General features: G+C 71.6%; 8 protein-coding genes and 1 pseudogene. 5 read left to right on the forward strand and 4 right to left on the reverse strand.

The window, feature by feature from the left end; translation table 11 throughout:
• Window positions 1–51: 51 nt before the first annotated feature.
• The 3 genes from ABIE67_RS06370 (at window position 52) to ABIE67_RS06380 (ending at window position 3,528) form a co-directional block, all read left to right on the forward strand.
• Window positions 52–831: a DeoR/GlpR family DNA-binding transcription regulator gene (locus tag ABIE67_RS06370; protein WP_370254671.1), complete on the forward strand. Its 780-nt coding sequence runs from the start codon at window positions 52–54 to the stop codon at window positions 829–831.
• A 125-nt stretch (window positions 832–956) separates the two neighbouring features.
• On the forward strand, window positions 957–2,792 hold the full coding sequence (locus tag ABIE67_RS06375) for a glycoside hydrolase family 15 protein (protein WP_370254677.1): 1,836 nt from the start codon (window positions 957–959) through the stop codon (window positions 2,790–2,792).
• Between the two features lie 88 nt (window positions 2,793–2,880).
• On the forward strand, window positions 2,881–3,528 hold the full coding sequence (locus ABIE67_RS06380) for an isochorismatase family protein (protein ID WP_370254680.1): 648 nt from the start codon (window positions 2,881–2,883) through the stop codon (window positions 3,526–3,528).
• A gap of 5 nt (window positions 3,529–3,533) precedes the next feature.
• On the opposite strand, the gene ABIE67_RS06385 is transcribed toward ABIE67_RS06380, so the two are convergent.
• Window positions 3,534–4,859, reverse strand: coding sequence for a lysine N(6)-hydroxylase/L-ornithine N(5)-oxygenase family protein (locus ABIE67_RS06385; protein WP_370254685.1), 1,326 nt, complete (start codon window positions 4,857–4,859; stop codon window positions 3,534–3,536).
• Window positions 4,860–4,943: 84 nt separating this feature from the next.
• On the opposite strand from ABIE67_RS06385, the gene ABIE67_RS06390 reads away from it, so the two are divergent.
• The gene (locus tag ABIE67_RS06390) at window positions 4,944–5,897 is read left to right on the forward strand and encodes a methionyl-tRNA formyltransferase (protein WP_370254690.1); all 954 of its coding nucleotides are present in this window, start codon (window positions 4,944–4,946) and stop codon (window positions 5,895–5,897) included.
• 85 nt (window positions 5,898–5,982) lie between these two features.
• Window positions 5,983–6,999: an iron-siderophore ABC transporter substrate-binding protein gene (locus ABIE67_RS06395; protein ID WP_370254694.1), complete on the forward strand. Its 1,017-nt coding sequence runs from the start codon at window positions 5,983–5,985 to the stop codon at window positions 6,997–6,999.
• 62 nt (window positions 7,000–7,061) lie between these two features.
• Here the strand turns inward: ABIE67_RS06395 and ABIE67_RS06400 are convergent, their stop codons facing one another.
• The 3 genes and pseudogenes from ABIE67_RS06400 to ABIE67_RS06410 form a co-directional block, all read right to left on the reverse strand.
• Entirely contained in the window at window positions 7,062–10,547 is a 3,486-nt protein-coding gene (locus ABIE67_RS06400; protein WP_370268267.1) for an amino acid adenylation domain-containing protein, read from the reverse strand.
• A 29-nt stretch (window positions 10,548–10,576) separates the two neighbouring features.
• A complete protein-coding gene (locus ABIE67_RS06405) occupies window positions 10,577–11,194 on the reverse strand; it encodes a hypothetical protein (protein WP_370268270.1) in 618 nt (205 codons plus the stop codon).
• Window positions 11,187–18,305: pseudogene (locus ABIE67_RS06410) on the reverse strand (amino acid adenylation domain-containing protein); the annotation flags it as partial. The gene ABIE67_RS06405 and the pseudogene ABIE67_RS06410, both read right to left, overlap by 8 nt.
• Window positions 18,306–18,330 lie beyond the last annotated feature (25 nt).

The following is an 18,330-nucleotide window of genomic DNA, read 5'->3' on the forward strand; positions in this document are numbered from 1 at the left end:
GGTGCGCTAAGGTCGCCGGAGATCGAGGAATGATCGAGGAATGGAGGGCGGATGTCGCGCGACGCCCGCTGGAAGGCGCTGCTGGAGCTGCTCGTTGAGCGGGGCCGGCTGGACGTCGAGGAGGCGGCCGCCGAGCTGGAGGTCTCGGCCGCCACGATCCGTCGCGACTTCGACCAGCTCGCCGAGCAGCAGATGCTCGTCCGCACGCGGGGCGGCGCGGTCGTGCACGGAGTGTCGTACGAACTGCCACTGCGCTACAAGACGGCACGGCACGCCTCCGAGAAGCAGCGCATCGCCAAGGCGGTGGCCGGTCTCATCGCGCCCGGCGAGGCGGTCGGGCTGACCGGCGGAACGACGACCACCGAGGTGGCGCGCGCCCTGGCCGTGCGCGGCGACCTGACGGCCGGGGTACCCGCGCTGACCGTCGTCACCAACGCGCTCAACATCGCCAATGAGCTGGCCGTCCGCCCCCAGCTCAAGATCGTGGTCACCGGCGGGGTCGCGCGGCCCCAGTCGTACGAGCTCATCGGGCCGCTCGCGGACGGGGTGCTGTCCCAGATCACGATCGACGTGGCGGTCCTCGGCGTCGTCGCGTTCGATGTCACGCACGGCGCCGCCGCGCACGACGAGGCGGAGGCGGCGATCAACCGGCTACTGTGCGAGCGCGCCGAGCGGGTGGTCGTGGCCGCGGACTCCAGCAAGCTGGGGCAGCGGGCGTTCGCCCGGATCTGCGCGGCCGACGCGGTGGACACGCTGGTCACGGACGCGGCGGCCGACCCCGAGACCGTACGGCGCTTCGAGGAGGCGGGTCTGCGGGTCATCGCGGTCTGAGCCCTCGCGATCTGAGCGCTCGCGGTCCGGGCCCCGGATCCCGGCCCTCGCCCGTCCGATTCCACCTACGCTGGGAGCGAGGCGCACGGCGGACCAGGGCGCGACGGCGGGCCAGGGAGGCTGCGATGAGCACAACCCCGACCGAGACGGACGTTCCCACGGCCTCGCGCTATCTGCCCATCGCCGAGCACGGGCTGATCGGCGATCTGCGCAGTGTGGCCCTGGTGGGGACGGACGGCACGATCGACTGGTACTGCTGCCCGGCCTTCGACGCCCCGAGCGTCTTCGCGGCGATCCTGGACGCGGAGCGGGGCGGGTGCTTCGAGCTGGCGGCGGCGGTGCCGGCCAGGACCAAGCAGTTCTATTTCCCCGACACGAACGTCCTGATCACCAGGTTCTTCACCGAGGACGGCGTCGGCGAGGTGCAGGACTTCATGCCGGTGGACGGCAGCTCGGCCGAATCCGAGCGGCACCGGCTGATCCGGCGGGTGGTGTGCGTCCGCGGGGCGATCCCGTTCCGGACGCGGGTCGCGCCGCGCTTCGACTACGGCTCCCGGCCGCACACCGTGCGCATGGTGGGCGACGTCGCGGTGTTCGAGTCGGAGAAGCTGTCGCTCGGACTGACCGCGACCATGCCGCTGGAGGTCGACGGGCCGGACGTGTGCGCCGACTTCAAGCTCGCCCAGGGTGAGTCGGCGGTGTTCGCGCTGGACCAGCTCGGCGCTGACGTCACCCTGCGCCGGTGCGCGCGGACCGAGGCCGAGGAACAGTTCAACAGCACGGTGGCGTACTGGCGGCAGTGGCTGTCCGTCTCCAAGTACCGTGGCCGCTGGCGGGAGATGGTGCACCGCTCGGCCCTCACCCTGAAGCTGCTCACCTACGCGCCCACCGGCGCGATCGTGGCCGCGCCGACGACCAGCCTGCCCGAGCAGCTCGGCGGCGAACGCAACTGGGACTACCGGTACGTGTGGGTGCGCGATGCCGCCTTCTGCGTGTACGCGATGCTGCGGCTGGGCTTCACGGGCGAGGCCGAGGCGTTCATGAAGTTCCTGACCGAGCACGTCAGCCGGGGCGACGGCTGTCACACCGGCCCCCTGCAGATCATGTACGGCATCGACGGCCGCACCGACCTGCCCGAGCGTGAACTCGACCATCTGGAGGGCCACCTCGGCTCCGCCCCGGTGCGCGTCGGCAACGCCGCCTCCGACCAGCTCCAGCTGGACATCTACGGCGCGGTGATCGACTCGATCTACCTCTTCGACAAGTGGGCGAAGCCGATCTCCAGCGACCAGTGGGACGATGTGTGCGCGCTGGTGGAGTGGGTGTGCGAGCACTGGGACCAGCCCGACGAGGGCGTGTGGGAGACCCGCGGCGGCCGCAAGAACTTCCTGTACTCGCGGCTGATGTGCTGGGTGGCGATCGAGCGGGGCATCCGGATGGCCAACCGGCGCGGGCTGCCCGCCGATCTGCCGCACTGGCAGGCGTGCCGGGACACGATCTACCGGCGGATCATGAGCCGGGGCTGGTCCGAGCGGCGCCAGGCCTTCGTCCAGCACGAGGACAGCGACGTACTGGACGCGGCGGTGCTGATGATGCCGCTGGCGAAGTTCATCGCGCCGACCGACCCCAAGTGGCTGTCCACGCTGGACGCCCTCACCGAGGACCTGGTGTCCGACTCGCTGGTCTACCGCTACGACCCGCAGGCGAGCCCCGACGGGCTGCGCGGCGACGAGGGCACGTTCTCCATCTGCTCGTTCTGGTACGTCGAGGCCATGGTGCGGGCCGGCCGGGTCGACGAGGCGCGGCTGGCCTTCGAGAAGATGCTGACGTACGCCAACCATCTGGGCCTGTACGCCGAGGAGATCAGTCACACGGGCGAGCAACAGGGCAACTTTCCCCAGGCGTTCACGCATCTCGCCCTGATCAGCGCGGCCTTCAACCTGGACCGCGCCCTGGGCTGAGGCCGGTTCCGGGCTCAACGGGAGGACAACCAACTTAGGTGAGGCTAACTTAAACAGGGTTCCCCGACTCACCGAAGGGCAACCCGAGATGACGCCTGGCTCGATCTTCCCGTACGTCATGCCGACCCCCGCGATGCTGCCCGACGACAGCACGGGGTGGACCCTCGACCCGAGCCGGGCGGCGCTCGTGGTGCTCAACTTACAGAGGCGCTTCGTGCGCGTACTGGAGCAGGAGGGCGCCCCGGTCACCGAACTCCTCGCGAACTCGGGCCGGTTGGTGAACGCCGCGCATGCCGCCGGCGTGCCCGTCATCCACTCGGTGCCGGCCGGGGAACGCGGACCCGCCCTGTACGTACGGCAGTCCGGTGCGCCGGCCGACCGGGACGGCGAGGCCTTCGCCGAGCAGGTCGAACCGCGCACCGGGGACGCCGTGCTCACCGCCCGGAAGCACAGCGCGTTCGCCCGGACCCGGCTGGGCAGCCGGTTGGGGGACCTGAAGCGGGATCAGGTCGTGATAGCGGGCCTGTTCGCCCGGGTCGGCGTGCTGATGACCGCCGCCGATGCCTGGGTGCAGGACCTGGAGCCCTTCGTCGTCGCGGACGCCGTCGCCGACGCGTCGGCCGGGAGCCATGGGTTCGCGCTGGAGTGGATCGCGGACACGTGCGGGGCGGTGACGTCCACGGGTGAGGTGGTCGCCGTGTTCGACCCCGCCGTGACCGCGGCACCAGCGGGCTGACCCGCTCAGACGGACGCCGTCCGGCGGGCCAGCAGGGAGCGGTGGATCTCCCCCGCACGGATCGCGGTGGTGGACAGCAGGGTCGAGGTGAGCCCGTGGGTGTGCTCGGTGCCGCCCTGGAGGTAGATCCCCGCGGTGACGTCGTTCGCGGTCTCCACACGGTGGTCACGGGAGACCCGCAGCGCGTCCCCGTCGTCCCGCAGACAGACCTTCGCCGCCTCGCCGAGCAGGGCGGTGAGGTCACGGGGACGGTAGCCGGTGGCGTGCACGAGCACATCGGCCCGGAGGGTCCGCTGCTCCCCGGTCGGCAGAAACTCCACTGACACGTCGAGCGCGCCGTCGCCGCGTTTTCGGACGTCGCGGATGCGGGAGACGTTGAGGAAGCGCAGCCGTTCGCGGCCGGTGACCTTCTCCTGGTACGCCTGGGCGTACAGGGCCTCGATCAACTCCATGTCGACGACGGAGTAGTTGGTGGAGCGGTGGTAGTCGAACAGGGACTGTTTGACCTCGGAGGGCGCGCCGAAGTACACGTCCACCGCCTCCGGGTCGAAGATGCGGTTGGCGAACGGGCTGTCGTCGGCCGGCGTGTAGCCGTACTTGGCGAACACCGCGCAGACCTCGGCCTCGGGGAACGAGCGGTGCAGATAGTCGACGGTCTCGGCGGCGCTCTGCCCGGCGCCGAGGACGACCGCGCGGCGCACCGGCTCGCCGGACGTGGCGAGTTCGGCCACGCGGGGCAGTAACTGGCTGTTGTGCCAGACGCGTTCGGAGAGTTCGACGCCGGGCGGCACATGGGGTTCGAGGCCGACCGCCACGCTGATGTCACGGGCCCGGCGGGTGACGGTCCGGCCGGGACGCTCCGGGTCACGGCAGACCACGTCGAAGTGCGTCACCGTGCCCGTGTCGTCGCGCACGGGGTCGATGGCGGTCACCTCCTGGTCGTACGCCACCAGGTGCCGCACCCGCTCGGCGGCCCACTCGAAGTAGGCGTGGAACTCGACGCGGAGCGGGAAGAGGGTCTTCTGGTTCAGGAAGTCGATCAGCCGGCCGCGCTCGCGCAGGAAGCACAGGAAGCTGAAGTCGCTGGCCGGATCGCGCAGCGTCACAAGGTCCTTGAGAAACGACACCTGCATCGTGGCGTCGTCGATGAGCATGCCCCGGTGCCAGCCGAAACCCAACTGGCGCTCCAGGAAAAGGGCGTTGATCCGACGGTCCGCCGGAAGGTTCGCGTTGTGTTCGTCAATCGCTATGGCCAGGGCGAGATTTGACGGCCCGAAGCCGATTCCGAGGACGTCGTAGGTGGTGTCCGATCCCGTGAGCGGTGACTTCACCGTGGCATCGCCTCCCTCAGGCAGCCACATGTTAGATAAGGTTAGCCTTACCTTGCAATGGAGCCCGCCGAAGGGGAGAACCGCATGCGCGTCGCCATGTTCGGCTACCAGACCTGGGGCCACCGCACGCTCCAGGCCTTGCTGGACTCCGATCACGAGGTCGTCCTCGTGGTCACCCACCCCAAGAGCGACCACGCCTACGAGAAGATCTGGGGCGACTCCGTCGCCGAGCTGGCCGAGAAGAACGACGTCCCCGTCCTCCTGCGCAACCGCCCCGACGACCCCGAACTCCTCGCCGCGGTACGCGAGGCCAGGCCCGACATCCTCGTGGCCAACAACTGGCGCACCTGGCTGCCGCCGGAGCTCTTCGACCTGCCCCCGCACGGCACGCTCAACGTCCACGACTCGCTGCTGCCGTCCTATGCCGGCTTCTCCCCCATCATCTGGGCGCTCATCAACGGCGAGGAGCGGGTCGGCGTCACCGCGCACCGCATGAACGCCGAGCTGGACGCCGGGGACATCCTCGTGCAGCGCTCGGTGGCGGTCGGACCCACCGACACCGCAACGGACCTGTTCCATCGCACGGTCGACCTGATCGCGCCCATCGTGCGGGAGTCGCTCGACCTCATCGACTCCGGCCGGGCCGCCACCCACTGGCAGCCCCAGGACCGCAGCCGCGCGAGCTTCTTCCACAAGCGGTCCCTGGAGGACAGCCGCATCGACTGGAGCTGGCCCGCGGAGCGCCTGGAGCGCCTGGTACGGGCCCAGTCGGACCCGTATCCCAACGCGTACACGTTCCATCGCGGGCAGCGGATCAGGATCGTCTCGGCCGCCGTCTCCGAGGGCCGCTACGGCGGCACGCCGGGCCGCGTCTTCATCCCCGAGGGCGACGGCGTGGTCATCGTGGCGGGCGCGGACGCCCACAGCGGGCGCCACCCCGGGCTGGTCATCCGCAGGCTGCGCACGGACGACGGCACGGAGTACGCGGCGACCGACTACTTCCGCACGATGGGCGGCTATCTCACTGCTCATCCGTGATCGGGCAGGTCAACTACCGCCAGAATCAAAGAAGTTGTCCGAAACGCGTTGCTAAGGCAAGGCTTACCTTGCTTTACTGACGCGCATGTCGAGAAAGCTTCTCAGCACCCTTCTCGCCGTCGGCCTCGCCGCCGCCCTGGCAGCCTGCGGCTCCGTCAAGGACGACTCGAACACCTCCTCCGACGCCTCCGGCGACGCGAAGGCGGACTCCTCGTCCGCCTTCCCGGTGTCCATCAAGCACAAGTTCGGCACCACGAAGATCGCCAAGTCGCCCGAGCGGATCGTGGTGATCGGCAACGGCGGCACCGACGACATCGACGCGCTGTACGCCCTCGGTGTCACGCCGGTCGCCGTCTCCAAGGACGCCCTCAGCAAGGACGGCGTCTACCCCTGGCTGAAGGACAGGATCGACACCGAGAAGACCGAGCTTCTCGACACGCTGACCGCCGTCGACTACGAGAAGGTCGCCTCCCTCCAGCCCGATCTGATCCTCGCCACCTCCGACTTCACGCTGGACAAGGACTACAAGAAGCTCGCCGTGGTGGCACCGACGATCGGCTACGAGACGGCCTGGGGGCAGCAGACCTGGCAGGAGCACGTCCAGGTGGTCGCCAAGGCCGTCGGCAAGGAGGAGCGGGGCGCGCAGGTCATCAAGGAGACCGAGGACAGCATCGCCGCGGTGCGGGAGAAGCACCCGAAGCTGGAAGGCAGGACCTACAGCCTGTCCATCGGCAACACCCCGGCCAAGATCTTCACCATCGCCTCCGAGGACGACTTCGCCGCCAAGCTGATGAGCCAGATCGGAATGGGCCTGACGCCGTCGGTGAAGGACATCAAGACGGTCAACGGCAGCCCGACCGGTGAGCTGTCCTTCGAGCAACTCGACAAGCTCGACGCCGACCTGGTCGTCATCGCCTTCACCACACCGGATCTGAAGAAGGCGTTCGAGTCCAGTGACCTGGTGAAGAACATGTCGGCGGTGAAGGACGACCGGTACGTCGTGACCGACGTCGCGACCATCAGCCAGCTCCGCAGCCCGTCCGCGCTCGGCATCCCGTGGGCGCTGGACAACCTGGAGCCCGGCTTCAAGAAGCTCGACTGACGCCCGAGGGGGGCGAGGGAGGGGCGGGGCGCCTTCGGGCCCCCCGCCCCTCCTTCCTGTTCCTACGTTCCCTGGGCGTCCCGCAGTGCGGAGTCGACCTCGTCCGCCGACATGTCCTCGATCTCCAGGTGGATCGAGGCGACCTGTTCCAGCCGCCCCGCGGTCTGCTCCTCGGCGGCGAGCCGCTTGGCCATGCCGCCGGCCGTGAGGGTCGCGAACAGGGAGCGTACGGACACCTCCGAAGTGTCCAGCGCCTCACGCAGCCGGCCGACGATCACGGTGGCGAGCACCGAGTCCCCGCCGAGGGCGAAGAACCCGTCGTCGAGGCCGACGCGGTCGACGCCGAGGACGTCCTGCCAGACGCGGGCCACGACCGTCTCCAGGGCGGTGCCGGGTGCCCGGTGCTGTTCGGCCTCCGCCATGTGCCACAGCTCCTGTACGGCACGGCGGTCGAGCTTGCCGTTGGAGGTGAGCGGGAGCTCCTCGGCCACGGCGATCCGGGCCGGGACCATGTGCGGCGGCAGCACGGTGCGCGCCCAGTCCCGCAGTTCGCCCTCGGCCGTCCCCGCGTCGGCGGCCACCGCGGCCGCCAGCTGGACGCCCTGCCCCCGGGTGAGCCCGGCGACGGCACGCCGTACGGCCGGATGGCCGGCGAGCGCCGACTCCACCTCGCCCAGCTCGATCCGGAAGCCGCGGAGCTTGACCTGGTGGTCCCGGCGGCCGAGGAACTCAAGCGTGCCGTCCGGCCAGTACCGCGCGAGGTCACCGGTGCGGTACCAGCGCAGCCCGTCCGCCTCGGTGAACTTCTCGGCCGTACGGGAAGGATCGGCCCGGTATCCGAGCGCCACCCCGTCCCCGCCGATCCACAGCTCCCCCGGCACCCAGTCCGGACAGTCCCTCCCGTGGGCGTCGACGACCCGGCACCGGACGTTGCGCAACGGAGTCCCGTACGGCACCGCCCGCCAGTGCGCCGGGACTTGAGCCTCCGTCACCTCACAGACCGTGGAGTGGATGGCGGTCTCCGTCGTCCCGCCCAGACCGGTGAACCGGCAGCCGGGTGCCCGCTCGGCCAGCCGCCCCGGCAGGTCGGTGCCCACCCACTCGCCGCCGAGCAACACCGCCCGCATACCGCTGAGTTCATCGGGGCCGGTAGCGAGCAGCAGCATGTCGAGCAGCGGGGGCACGCAGTTGAGGACCGTCACTCCGTGGGTGCGGACGAGATCGGCCCACTGGCTCGCCTCGCGCCGGTCGTCCTCGTCCACGAGCACGACCGCGCCGCCCGCGCTCAGCAGCCCGAAGATGTCGTAGACGGAGAGGTCGAAGTCCAGGGCGGACAGGGCGAGACACCGGTCCGAAGTACCCACGTCGAAACGGTCGTTGAGGTCGTCGATGGTGTTCATGGCCGCCCGGTGCGGCACTTCGACGCCCTTGGGCTCGCCGGTGGAGCCCGAGGTGAACAGCACATAGGCGGGCCGCTCCTCGTCCACCGTCACCGGATCCGCGAGGGGTGCGGCGCGCAGCGCCTCGGCGACCGGCAGGGCGTCGAGGCCGATGCCCTCGACCGGGCGTCCGTCGGTCAGGACGACTCGGAATCCCGCGGTGGCGCGGATGCGGTCGCGGCGGGCGGGCGGCTGCTCGACGCCGATCGGCACGTACGCGGCGCCCGCGGCCAGCACCCCCAGGACGGCGGTGATCTGGCCGGGCCCCTTGGGCAGGCTCACCGCGACCGTGTCACCGGCCCGCACACCACGTTCCACCAGCGCGGCGGCCGTGCGCAGTGCGCGATCGGCCAACTCGCCGTAGGAGAAGGTCCCTTCGGTGCCCCACAGCAGGGCGGCGGCCTTCGGCTGCCGGGTGGCGCGCTCGAAGAAGCCCTGGTGCAGCAGCCGGTGGCTGCGCGGGCCCTCGGTGGAGTTCACCTTGGCACGCACCGCCGACTGCTCGGCGGGAAGCAGGGCGGGCAACGGCCGTTCCCAGACCGTGTCGTCGGTGCCGAGCCGGGTGACGAGGCCGTGGAAGGCGGCGAACATCGCGTCGACCAAGCCGGCCGGGAAGGCGTCCTCGCGGACGTCCCAGTTGACCAGCAGTCCGCCGTCGACCTCGGTCACCTGGGCGTCCAGGAGCACCTGCGGTCCCTGCGAGATGATCCAGACGGGCTTGCCGAAGGAGTGCCGTACACCCGCGTCGAAGAGCTCACCGAGGTTGAGGGCGCTCGTGAACACCACAGGCGCCAGGACCTGTTCGCCGTTGTGCCGGGACAGGTCCCGCAGGACTTCGACGCCGGAGGAGTCGGAATGCGCCGCGTCGGTGTGCATACGGTCCTGCAGGCGCCGTGCGTGCTCGGTGAACGAGCCCGGCCCGGCCAGGTCGACGTCGAGCAGCACCGAGCTGGTGAAGTCGCCGACGAGCAGGTCGACGTCGGGGTGGGAGCCCCTGCGGTCGAACATCGGCACGTTCAGCAGGAAGCGCGGCTGTCCGCTCCAGGCGGCCAGGACCTCCGAGAAGGCGGTCGCCACCGCCATGGCCGGGGTCAGCCCGTGCTGGTGGGCGCGGGCGGTCAGCCGCCGCTTCTCCTCCGGCGGCAGCCAGTGGTGGCGGCGGGTCACCCGGGTCGGGTCGGCGCGCTCCGCCTCGGGGACGAGCGGGAGTTCGGGCGCGCTGGGCAGCTCGGGGATCCTCCGCTGCCACCACTGCTGTGCCTGGTCCCGGCTCAGCCGCCGTACGTCCGTGCGCTCGGCGAGGTACTCCGGATAGCTGGTGCGGATGGGCGGGAGCGGTGTGCCGGGGTCCTCGTAGAGCTTGGCGAGGTCGGAGAGCAGGACGCGGTAGCTGAGCGCGTCGGCGGCGAGCATGTCGACGTCCACGTGGAGCCGGCTCGCACCGTCCGGCAGCAGCGACAGCTGCACGGAGAAGACCTGACCGGCCGCGATGTCCAGTCGAGCGTGCGAGGAGGAGTGCCGGACGTCCTTCAGCCGGGCCTCCACTGTGCGGGCGTCCAGCGTCCGCAGGTCGTGGACGACGGTCGCGGGCCGGGTGAGGCCGGGCAGGATCTGCTGGCGGCCGTCGTCGGTGAAGCGGGCGCGCAGCATTCCATGGCGGGCCGCGAGGGCGCGTACGGCCGTGTCGAGCCGGCCGGGGTCGACGCCGGAGCCGTCGAACTCGACGTAGAGGTGGGCGGCGACGGAACCGAGGGTGGTCTCGTCGCCGCGGCCGATCCAGTAGGCGTGCTGCATGACGGCCAGCGGGAAGGACTCGCGTGGTTCGGGGGCGGGGGGCGGCAGGGCGGGGGTCCGCTCCGCGGGCTGCGCCGCGGCCGGGACGTGGGTCTCCAGCAGCTCTCGCCAGGCGCGCAGGGTCGGTTCCTTGGCCAGTTCGGCGAAGCTGACCCGGACGCCTTGCTTGCGCCAGCCGCCCGCGATCTTCATCAGGGTGATCGAGTCCAGGCCCCAGGCGATGAGGCTGTCGTCCTCGCTCGGCGGTTCCTCCGAGCCGAATGTGTCGGTGACCGAACGGAGCAGCTCGTCCGCGGTCGGGTGGTGCTGCGTCACCGGTTCCTCCGATAGTCGTCCGTGGTGGCTCAGAAGTCGTCGAGGTCGTTCTCGAAGTCGTTCTCGAAGTCGTCGATGTCCCCCTGGGTCAGTTCGACCAAGGGGAGGTCCGACGGGGTGAGGCCGCCCGCGGGGGCCTCTTCGGCATGCCGGGCGAGGCCGTGCAGGGCGCGCTCCCAGAGGCCGAGCAGCTCGCCCGCCTCGGACTCGTTCAGGAACGCTTCCGGCCAGGACGCGGAGACACGCAGCCGGACACCGGCCGCCTCCTCGACGGCCACGGCGTTGATCTCCAGGCCGAAGGCCGTGGGCCCACCGCTCTCCGCCGGCGGCACCCTCAGCATCGGGGCCTCCGGGGCGAGTTCCCAGGGCTCGCCCGCCGAGCCGGAGGCGGTGAACCGTCCGAGGTAGTTGAAGAGGATCTGCGGCTGCGGCAGTTTCTCCAGGGCGGGCGCGGTGTCGGGGTTGAGGTGGCGCAGGAGGCCGTATCCGAGACCGTGGTCCGGTACGGCCCGCAGCTGTTTCCTTGATCCGCTTGAGTGCCGTGCTCGCGGCGGGGCCGCCGGACAGGGCCTCGTCGAGGTCGAGCGGGCCGGGGTCGATGCCGACCGGGTGGAAGGTGGTGAACCAGCCGACCGTGGCCGACAGATCGACGCCCTCGGCGATGCCCTCCTCGCGCCCGTGCCCCTCCAGGCCGACGAGCAGCGAACCGCCGGTCAGGTCGCCGCGCCGCTCCCGCCAGGCGGCGGCGGCCAGCGCGAAGGCGGTCAGCAGGACGTCGGGGACGGCGGCGTGATAGGCGGCGGGCACCGCGGTCAGCAGCGGTCCGGCGATCTCGGGTGCGAGCACCAGGGTCTGCTCCCGCAGCGAGCCATCGGCGTCGACGGTGCGATCGAGCAGCGGCCTTCCGCTCTCCAACACGCCCGTCCACCCGGGCAGTTCGCGCAGCCGCTCGGTCCTGCGGGCCTCCTCGCCGAGGAGCCTGCTCCAGGTGCGGAAGGACGTCCCGGTGCGCGGGGTGGTCCGCCCCGAATGCCAGGCCTCCGCCAGGTCGGAGGTGATGATCCGCCAGGACACGCCGTCGACGACCAGGTGATGGGCCACGAGGAGCAGCCGGCCGGTGTCGGAGAACCAGACGGCCTGGAGCATGCGCCCGGCCGCCGGGTCCAGCCGGGCCACGGCGGCGGCCAGTTGGCCGTCGAGGGCCGCCTCCCGCACCTCGCTCAGCAGGTCGTCCGCCCGCACCGCTCCCTGAGCGGGCACCACCAACTGTTCCGCCAGCCGGGCGCGGAGCATGTCGTGCCGGTCCAGTACCGCTTGGAGCACGTCGACAGCGGCGGCGTACGTGAGATCCGGCGGGGTCACGAGCAGGACCGCCTGGGCGAGTCCGGCGTAGGAACCGTCGGGGCCGGCCGTCCAGCGCATGACCGGGGTCAGCTCCGACTCGCCGGTCGGCTCGTCGGCGAGGGCGGTGTGGGTGTGCTCGGCGGAGGCGGCCGCCAGACCGGCCGGGGTGGGCACCTGGAAGACCTGCCGGGGGCTCAGGGCGAGACCCGCCTTGCGGGCCAGGGTCACCAGCCGGATGGAGACGATGCTGTCGCCGCCGAGCTCGAAGAAGTTGTCGTCGACGTCGACCCGGCCCAGCCCGAGGACGGCGGCGAACAACTCGCAGAGCAGGCGCTCGCGTTCGTCAGCTGGCGCCCGTGTCGGTGCGCCGGAGGCCGGGGTCTCGGGCGCGGGCAGGGAGCCGCGGTCCACCTTGCCCGAGGGCAGCAGCGGGAAGGCGTCCATGGCGGTGAGCGTGCGCGGCACCATGTGTTCGGGCAGCCGTTCCCGGAGCCAGCCGGGCAGGTCGCCGAGGTCGTCGGCGGCCAGGTAGTACCCGGCGAGCTGCTTGACGCCGGGGGCGTCCTCCCGGATGACCACCACCCCGCGCCGGACGCCGGGATGCTGTTCGATGATCGCCTCGATCTCCTCCAGCTCGACCCGCATGCCGCGGATCTTCACCTGGTTGTCCGCGCGGCCGAGGAACTCCAGGGTGCCGTCGCGCTGCCACCGCACCAGGTCGCCGGTGCGGTAGAGCCGTTCGCCGGGCGGGCCGAACGGGTCGGCGACCCAGTGGTCGGCGGTGCGGCAGGGGTCGTTCACATAGCCGCGGCCGAGGTAGACGCCACCGGCGTACAGCTCCCCCGGCACCCCGACCGGCACCGGTTGCAACCGGTCGTCGAGGACGTACAACCGAGTGTTGCCGTTGGGCCGCCCGATGGAGACGGCGCTGCGGATGGCGCCGGTGCGGTAGACGACGTGGCTGACGCCGATGGTGGCCTCGGCCGGCCCGTACCCGTGGTACATCACGGCCGGGCTCGCGGCGCGGAAGCGGGCGAACAGCTCGGGGGTGAGCACCTCGCCGCCGCACCACACGTGCTTGAGGGAGCGGGCCCTGCGGGCGAAGCCCTCCAGTTCCAGGAGCAGGTCGAGCATCGAGGAGACGAGGTAGGTGAAGGTGACCCGGTGGCGTTCGACGGTGTCGAGGAGGTAGTCGACGTCGCGCTCGCCGCCCGGTTCGGCGATCACCACGCGGCCGCCGTTCACCAGCGGCAGGAAGATCTCGTTGATGGAGATGTCGAAGCCGAGCGGCGCCTTGAACAGGGCGGCGTCCTCGGTGCCGAAGCCGAGCAGGCCGCGCTGCCAGAGCAGGCGGTGGGCGATGGCCCGGTGGCGGATCATGGCGCCCTTGGGGACGCCGGTGGAGCCGGAGGTGTAGATGACGTAGGCGAGGCCTTCGGGATCCACGGGCACGTCCGGGTTGTCCGGCTGCTCGGGGCCGTCCAGGCGCACCTCCACGAACGGCGGGGCGTCGTCCCCGAGGAACGCTCCGTCGCCCTGCTTGCCCAGCACCACCGTCAATGCCGCGCTCCGGCACACCTCGGCGATCCGGCGGGCCGGCCAGGACGGCTCCAGCGGCACGAACGCCCCGCCCGCCTTCAGAACGGCGAGCAGTCCCACGACCATCTCCACCGAGCGCTCCAGATGGATACCGACTCGGCGCTCGGGCCCGACGCCCAGCGACGCCAGCTGCCGGGCGAGGCCGTTGGCTCGGGCGTTGAGTTCGGCATACGTCAGTCGCGTGCCGCCCTCGACGCCGTACTCCACGGCCGTGAGGTCGGGAGTCTGCGCCGCCTGTTCCTCGACCAGCGCGGTGAGGGTGGTGGCGGGCATGGGGTGAGCGGTGTCGTTCCACTCCCCCAGCATCAGGGCACGCTCACGCGGGGTGAGGACGTCGGCGAGGGCCACCGGAAGGTCCGGCCGCCGGGCCAGGTCGCCCACCAGCCGCACGAACCGCTCGACCATGTCCTGGGCGGTCTCGCGGTCGTACAGGTCGAGGCTGTGGACGAGCGCGCCGGTGATGCCTTCGCCGTCCGGCCGTTCGAAGACGTGGAAGGCGAGGTCGGTCTTGGCCGTGTAGTGGTCGACGCGCAGTTCGCTGAGTGTCAGTCCCGCGAAGTCCCTCGTCCCGTCCGGGGCTTGCTGATGGGCGAGCATCACCTGGAAGAGCGGATGCCGGCCCATCGAGCGGGTCGGGGCGAGCGCGTCCACGAGCCGCTCGAACGGCAGGTCCTGGTGGGCGTACGCGTCCACGTCCGTCTCGCGCACGCGGGCGAGCAGCGTACGGAACGTGGGGTCGCCGGAGATGTCGGTGCGCAGCACCAGGGTGTTGACGAAGAGGCCCACGAGGTCGTCGAGAGCCGCGTCGCCCCGTCCGGCGACGGGGGTGCCGAGCGGGATGTCGTCTCCGGCGCCCAGACGGCCGAGCAGGACCGCGAGGGCGGCCTGGAGCGCCATGAAGACGGTGCCGCCCGCCTCCCCGGCGAGGTCGCGCAGCGCGCGGTGGACCTCCGCATCGAGGGTGAAGTCCACGGCACCGGCCCGGTATCCGGCGACGGCCGGGCGCGGACGGTCCACGGGCAGCTGGAGTTCCTCGGGCAGCCCTTCCAACTGCCCAGTCCAGTAGCTCAGTTGCAGGCCCGCAAGGCCGTCGTCTTCGAGCGACTTCCGCTGCCACAGCGTGTAGTCGGCGTACTGGACGGCGAGTGGCGGCCATGCCGGACGGGTGCCGCGCTGCCTGGCCGCGTAGGCCGTCTCCAGGTCGCGCAGCAGTGGCTCCGCCGACCAGCCGTCGGTGGCGATGTGGTGGACGAGCAGGAGCAGGACGTGCTCGTCGGGGGCGAGGGCGTACAGCGTGGCCCGTACGGGGATCTCGGCGTCCAGTGCGAAGGAGTACGCGGCGGCCTCCCGCAGCAGCGCGTCGACGTCCCCGGCCCGGGTCCGCACGATCTCGAAGGGCACGGTGGCATCCGTCAGGACACGCTGGCAGGGCGTGCCGTCCTCGTCCGGGAAGACCGTGCGCAGCGCCTCGTGACGGGCCACGACGTCCTGAAGGGCCGTGTGCAGCGCGTCGATGTCGAGCGGGCCCGTGAGGCGTACGGCGGTGTGGATGTTGTACGTCGGGCTCGGTCCCTCCAGCCGGTACAGGAACCACAGCCTCGCCTGCGCCGAGGACAGCGGCCCCGGCTCCGGGCGCGGGGACGGCCGCAGTGCGGGGCGTCGCCCGGCGGCCGGCGCCTCCAGGAGCGGTGCGAGCGCGGCCACGGTCGGCGTGTCGAAGACCGCCCGCAGGGGAATGACGGCTCCCAGCTCGGCCCGGATGCGGGCGACCAGGCGGGTGGCCAGGACGGAGTGGCCGCCGAGGGTGAAGAACTCGTCGTGGATGCCTACCGCCGGCAGCCCGAGCAGGTCGGCGAAGAGCGCGCACAGGGCAGCCTCCGCCTGGGTGCGGGGGGCGGTGGCGGTGGTGAGGTCGGAGAGGTCGGGGGCGGGCAGGGCCGCCCGGTCGAGTTTGCCGTTGGGCGTCAGCGGCAGGTCGTCGAGGACGACGACGGCGGGCACCAGGTGCTCCGGGAGCATCGCCTGGAGGTCCTGCCTGATCTGCAACGGTGCCGGCGAGGTCCCGGGGTGGGGTACGGCGTAGGCGACCAGACTCGGCTCGCCCTGCTGGTCCTGCCGTACCGTCACGGCCGCTTGGGACACTCCGGGCAGGGCGGCCAAGGCGGCCTCGGTCTCGCCCGGCTCGACGCGGAAGCCGCGGATCTTCACCTGGTCGTCGGACCGGCCGAGGAACTCCAGCGCCCCCCGCCCGCTCCAGCGCACCAGGTCGCCGGTGCGGTAGAGACGGGCGCCGGGCGGGCCGTACGGGTCGGCGACGAAGCGGTCCGCGGTCAGGCCGGGACGGCGGAGGTAGCCGCGGGCCAGCTGGGTGCCGCCCAGGTAGAGCTCGCCGGGGACGCCCGGCGGTACCGGGCGCAGGTGCTCGTCCAGGACGAGGGTGCGGGTGTTCCACACCGGGCGGCCGATCGGTACGGAACCGGCGGCGGACCTCGTCCCCTCGGCGCACGGCCAGGCGGTGACGTCGACGGCGGCCTCGGTCGGGCCATACAGGTTGTACAGCTCGGTTCCGGGCAGCAACTCGGCGCACCGCTCGGCCAGTTCGGCGGGCAGGGCCTCGCCGCTGCACACCAGTCGTCGGACCACGCCGCGCGCCTGCTCGGCAGCCGGGTCGTCGAGGAACACGCGCAGCATCGAGGGGACGAAGTGCGCGGCGGTGATCCGTCGGTCGCGGATCAGCTCGGCGAGGTAGGCGGGGTCGCGGTGGCCGCCCGGGCGGGCGAGCACGAGCACGGCCCCGGTGATCAGCGGCCAGAAGAACTCCCAGACAGAGACGTCGAAGCCGGCCGGAGTCTTCTGCAACACCCGGTCGTCCGGGCCGAGTCCGTACGTCTCCTGCATCCACAGCAGCCGGTTGACGATCCCGGCGTGCGGGACGACAGCCCCCTTGGGGCGGCCCGTGGAGCCGGAGGTGTAGATGACGTAGGCCGGGTGCTCGGGGCGCAGGGGCTGACGCCGGTCGCCGTCAGTGACCTCGGCGGCGTCGAAGGCGGCCGTGTCCGTGTCGAGCAGAAGCAGGGGCACTCCTGGCGGCAGGACCCGTGCCGTGTCCGGGGCGGTCAGCACGAGTGCCGGCTCGGCGTCCGCCACCATGAACGCCAGCCGCTCGGCCGGGTATCCGGTGTCCAGCGGGACGTAGGCGGCACCGGCCTTGAGTACCGCGAGCAGCGCCACCACCAGGTCGGTTCCGCGGTCCAGGGCCACCGCGACGCGGTGCTCGGGTCCCACGCCGTGGGAGATCAGCAGCCGGGCGAGCCGGTTGGCGCGGGCGTGCAGGCCGGCGTAGTCGAGGGCGGGCCGGCCGTCGTCGGCGATGAGGGCGGGCGCGTCGGGGGTGCGGGAGGCCTGCCGGTCGAGGAGGTCGGTGAGGTGAGTGGCGGGGACGGGGTGGTCGGTGGCGTTCCACTCCTCCAGGACCCGGTGCTGCTCGGCCTCGGCCATCAACGGCAGCTGCGAGACCGGGAGTTCGGGCTCGGTGAGGGCTGCCGCGAGGAGCGTCTCCAGGTGTCGGAGCCGGCGGTCGACGGTGTCCGGGGTGAACAGACCGCTGCGATAGGTGGCCTCGATCCGCAGGCGGCCCCCGGTGAGGAACGCCTCCAGGGAGAGGTCGAACTGGGTGGTGTCGTTGTGGACGGTCTCCCATTCGGCGCTCACCCCCGGAAACTGCGGTCCTTCGAGCCCCTGGGTGAGGAAGAGGAGCATGACGTCGAAGTAGACCGACCGCCCCGGCTGCCGCTCCGGCTTCAGCTGTTCCACCAGCTTGTCGAAGGGCATGTCCTGGTGTGCGTATCCGTCCGTGCACAACTGGCGTACCCGTTCCACGAGTTCCGCGAAGCCTGGGTCCCCTTCGAGGTCGGCGCGCAGGGCGAGGGTGTTGCCGAAGTTGCCGATCAGCTTTTCGAGGCCGGGGAGGTCGCGGTTCATGACGGCCGAGCCGATGGGGATGTCGGTGGCGCCGGTGGTGCGGTGCAGCAGGGCGGCCAGGCCCGCGAACAGCACCATGAAGGGGGTGACGCCCGCGTCGCGTGCGAAGGCGGTGAGCCGATCGGTGACGTCGGGGGCGAAGGTGTGGAAGCGGCGGTCTCCGTGCGCGGTGGGTCGGGCGGTGCGGGGGGCGTCCGTGGGCAGGGCTAGGGGGCTGGGCGCGGGGGCCAGGGCTGCGCGCCAGTGGTCGAGGTGCTCGGCCAGGCGTTCGTCGGTCCAGGTGGCGTGCTGCCAGTGTGCGAAGTCGCCGTATTGGAGCGGCAGTTGTCCGAGACCGGAGGGTTCGCCGGTGGTCGCCGCACGGTAGAGGGCGGTGAGGTCGCGGGAGAGTGCGTTGAACGTGCCGCCGTCCCAGGCGATGTGATGAACCGTCAGGACGAGGGTGTGGTCCTGTTTCGCGCGCTGGATCAGCAGGGTGCGCAGCGGGTGGTCGGTGGCGAGGTCGAAGGGGGTGGCCGAGGCGGTCCGGGCCAGGTCTGTCGCCGTGCGGTCCCGCCCCTCCTCCGTCAGCCCGCGCAGGTCGGCCGTGGCGAACTCCACGTCCGCCTCGGCGTCCACGACCTGCTCCGGCGTGCCGTCCGCGGTGGCCGGGTAGCGGGTGCGCAGCACCTCGTGGCGGTCGATCAGGCCCTGTAAAGCGGTGCGCAGGGCGGCCGCGTCCAGGGGGCCACGCAGGCGGATGGCGAGGCAGACGTTGTAGGCGGGGCTGGCCGGGTCGAGCTGCTGGAGCAGCCACATCCGGGACTGGGCGTACGACAGCGGCAGCCGGGCCATCTCCGGCGGCCGTGGTGGGATCCGC

This window comes from Streptomyces sp. V4I8, assembly GCF_041261225.1.
GTDB lineage: Bacteria > Actinomycetota > Actinomycetes > Streptomycetales > Streptomycetaceae > Streptomyces.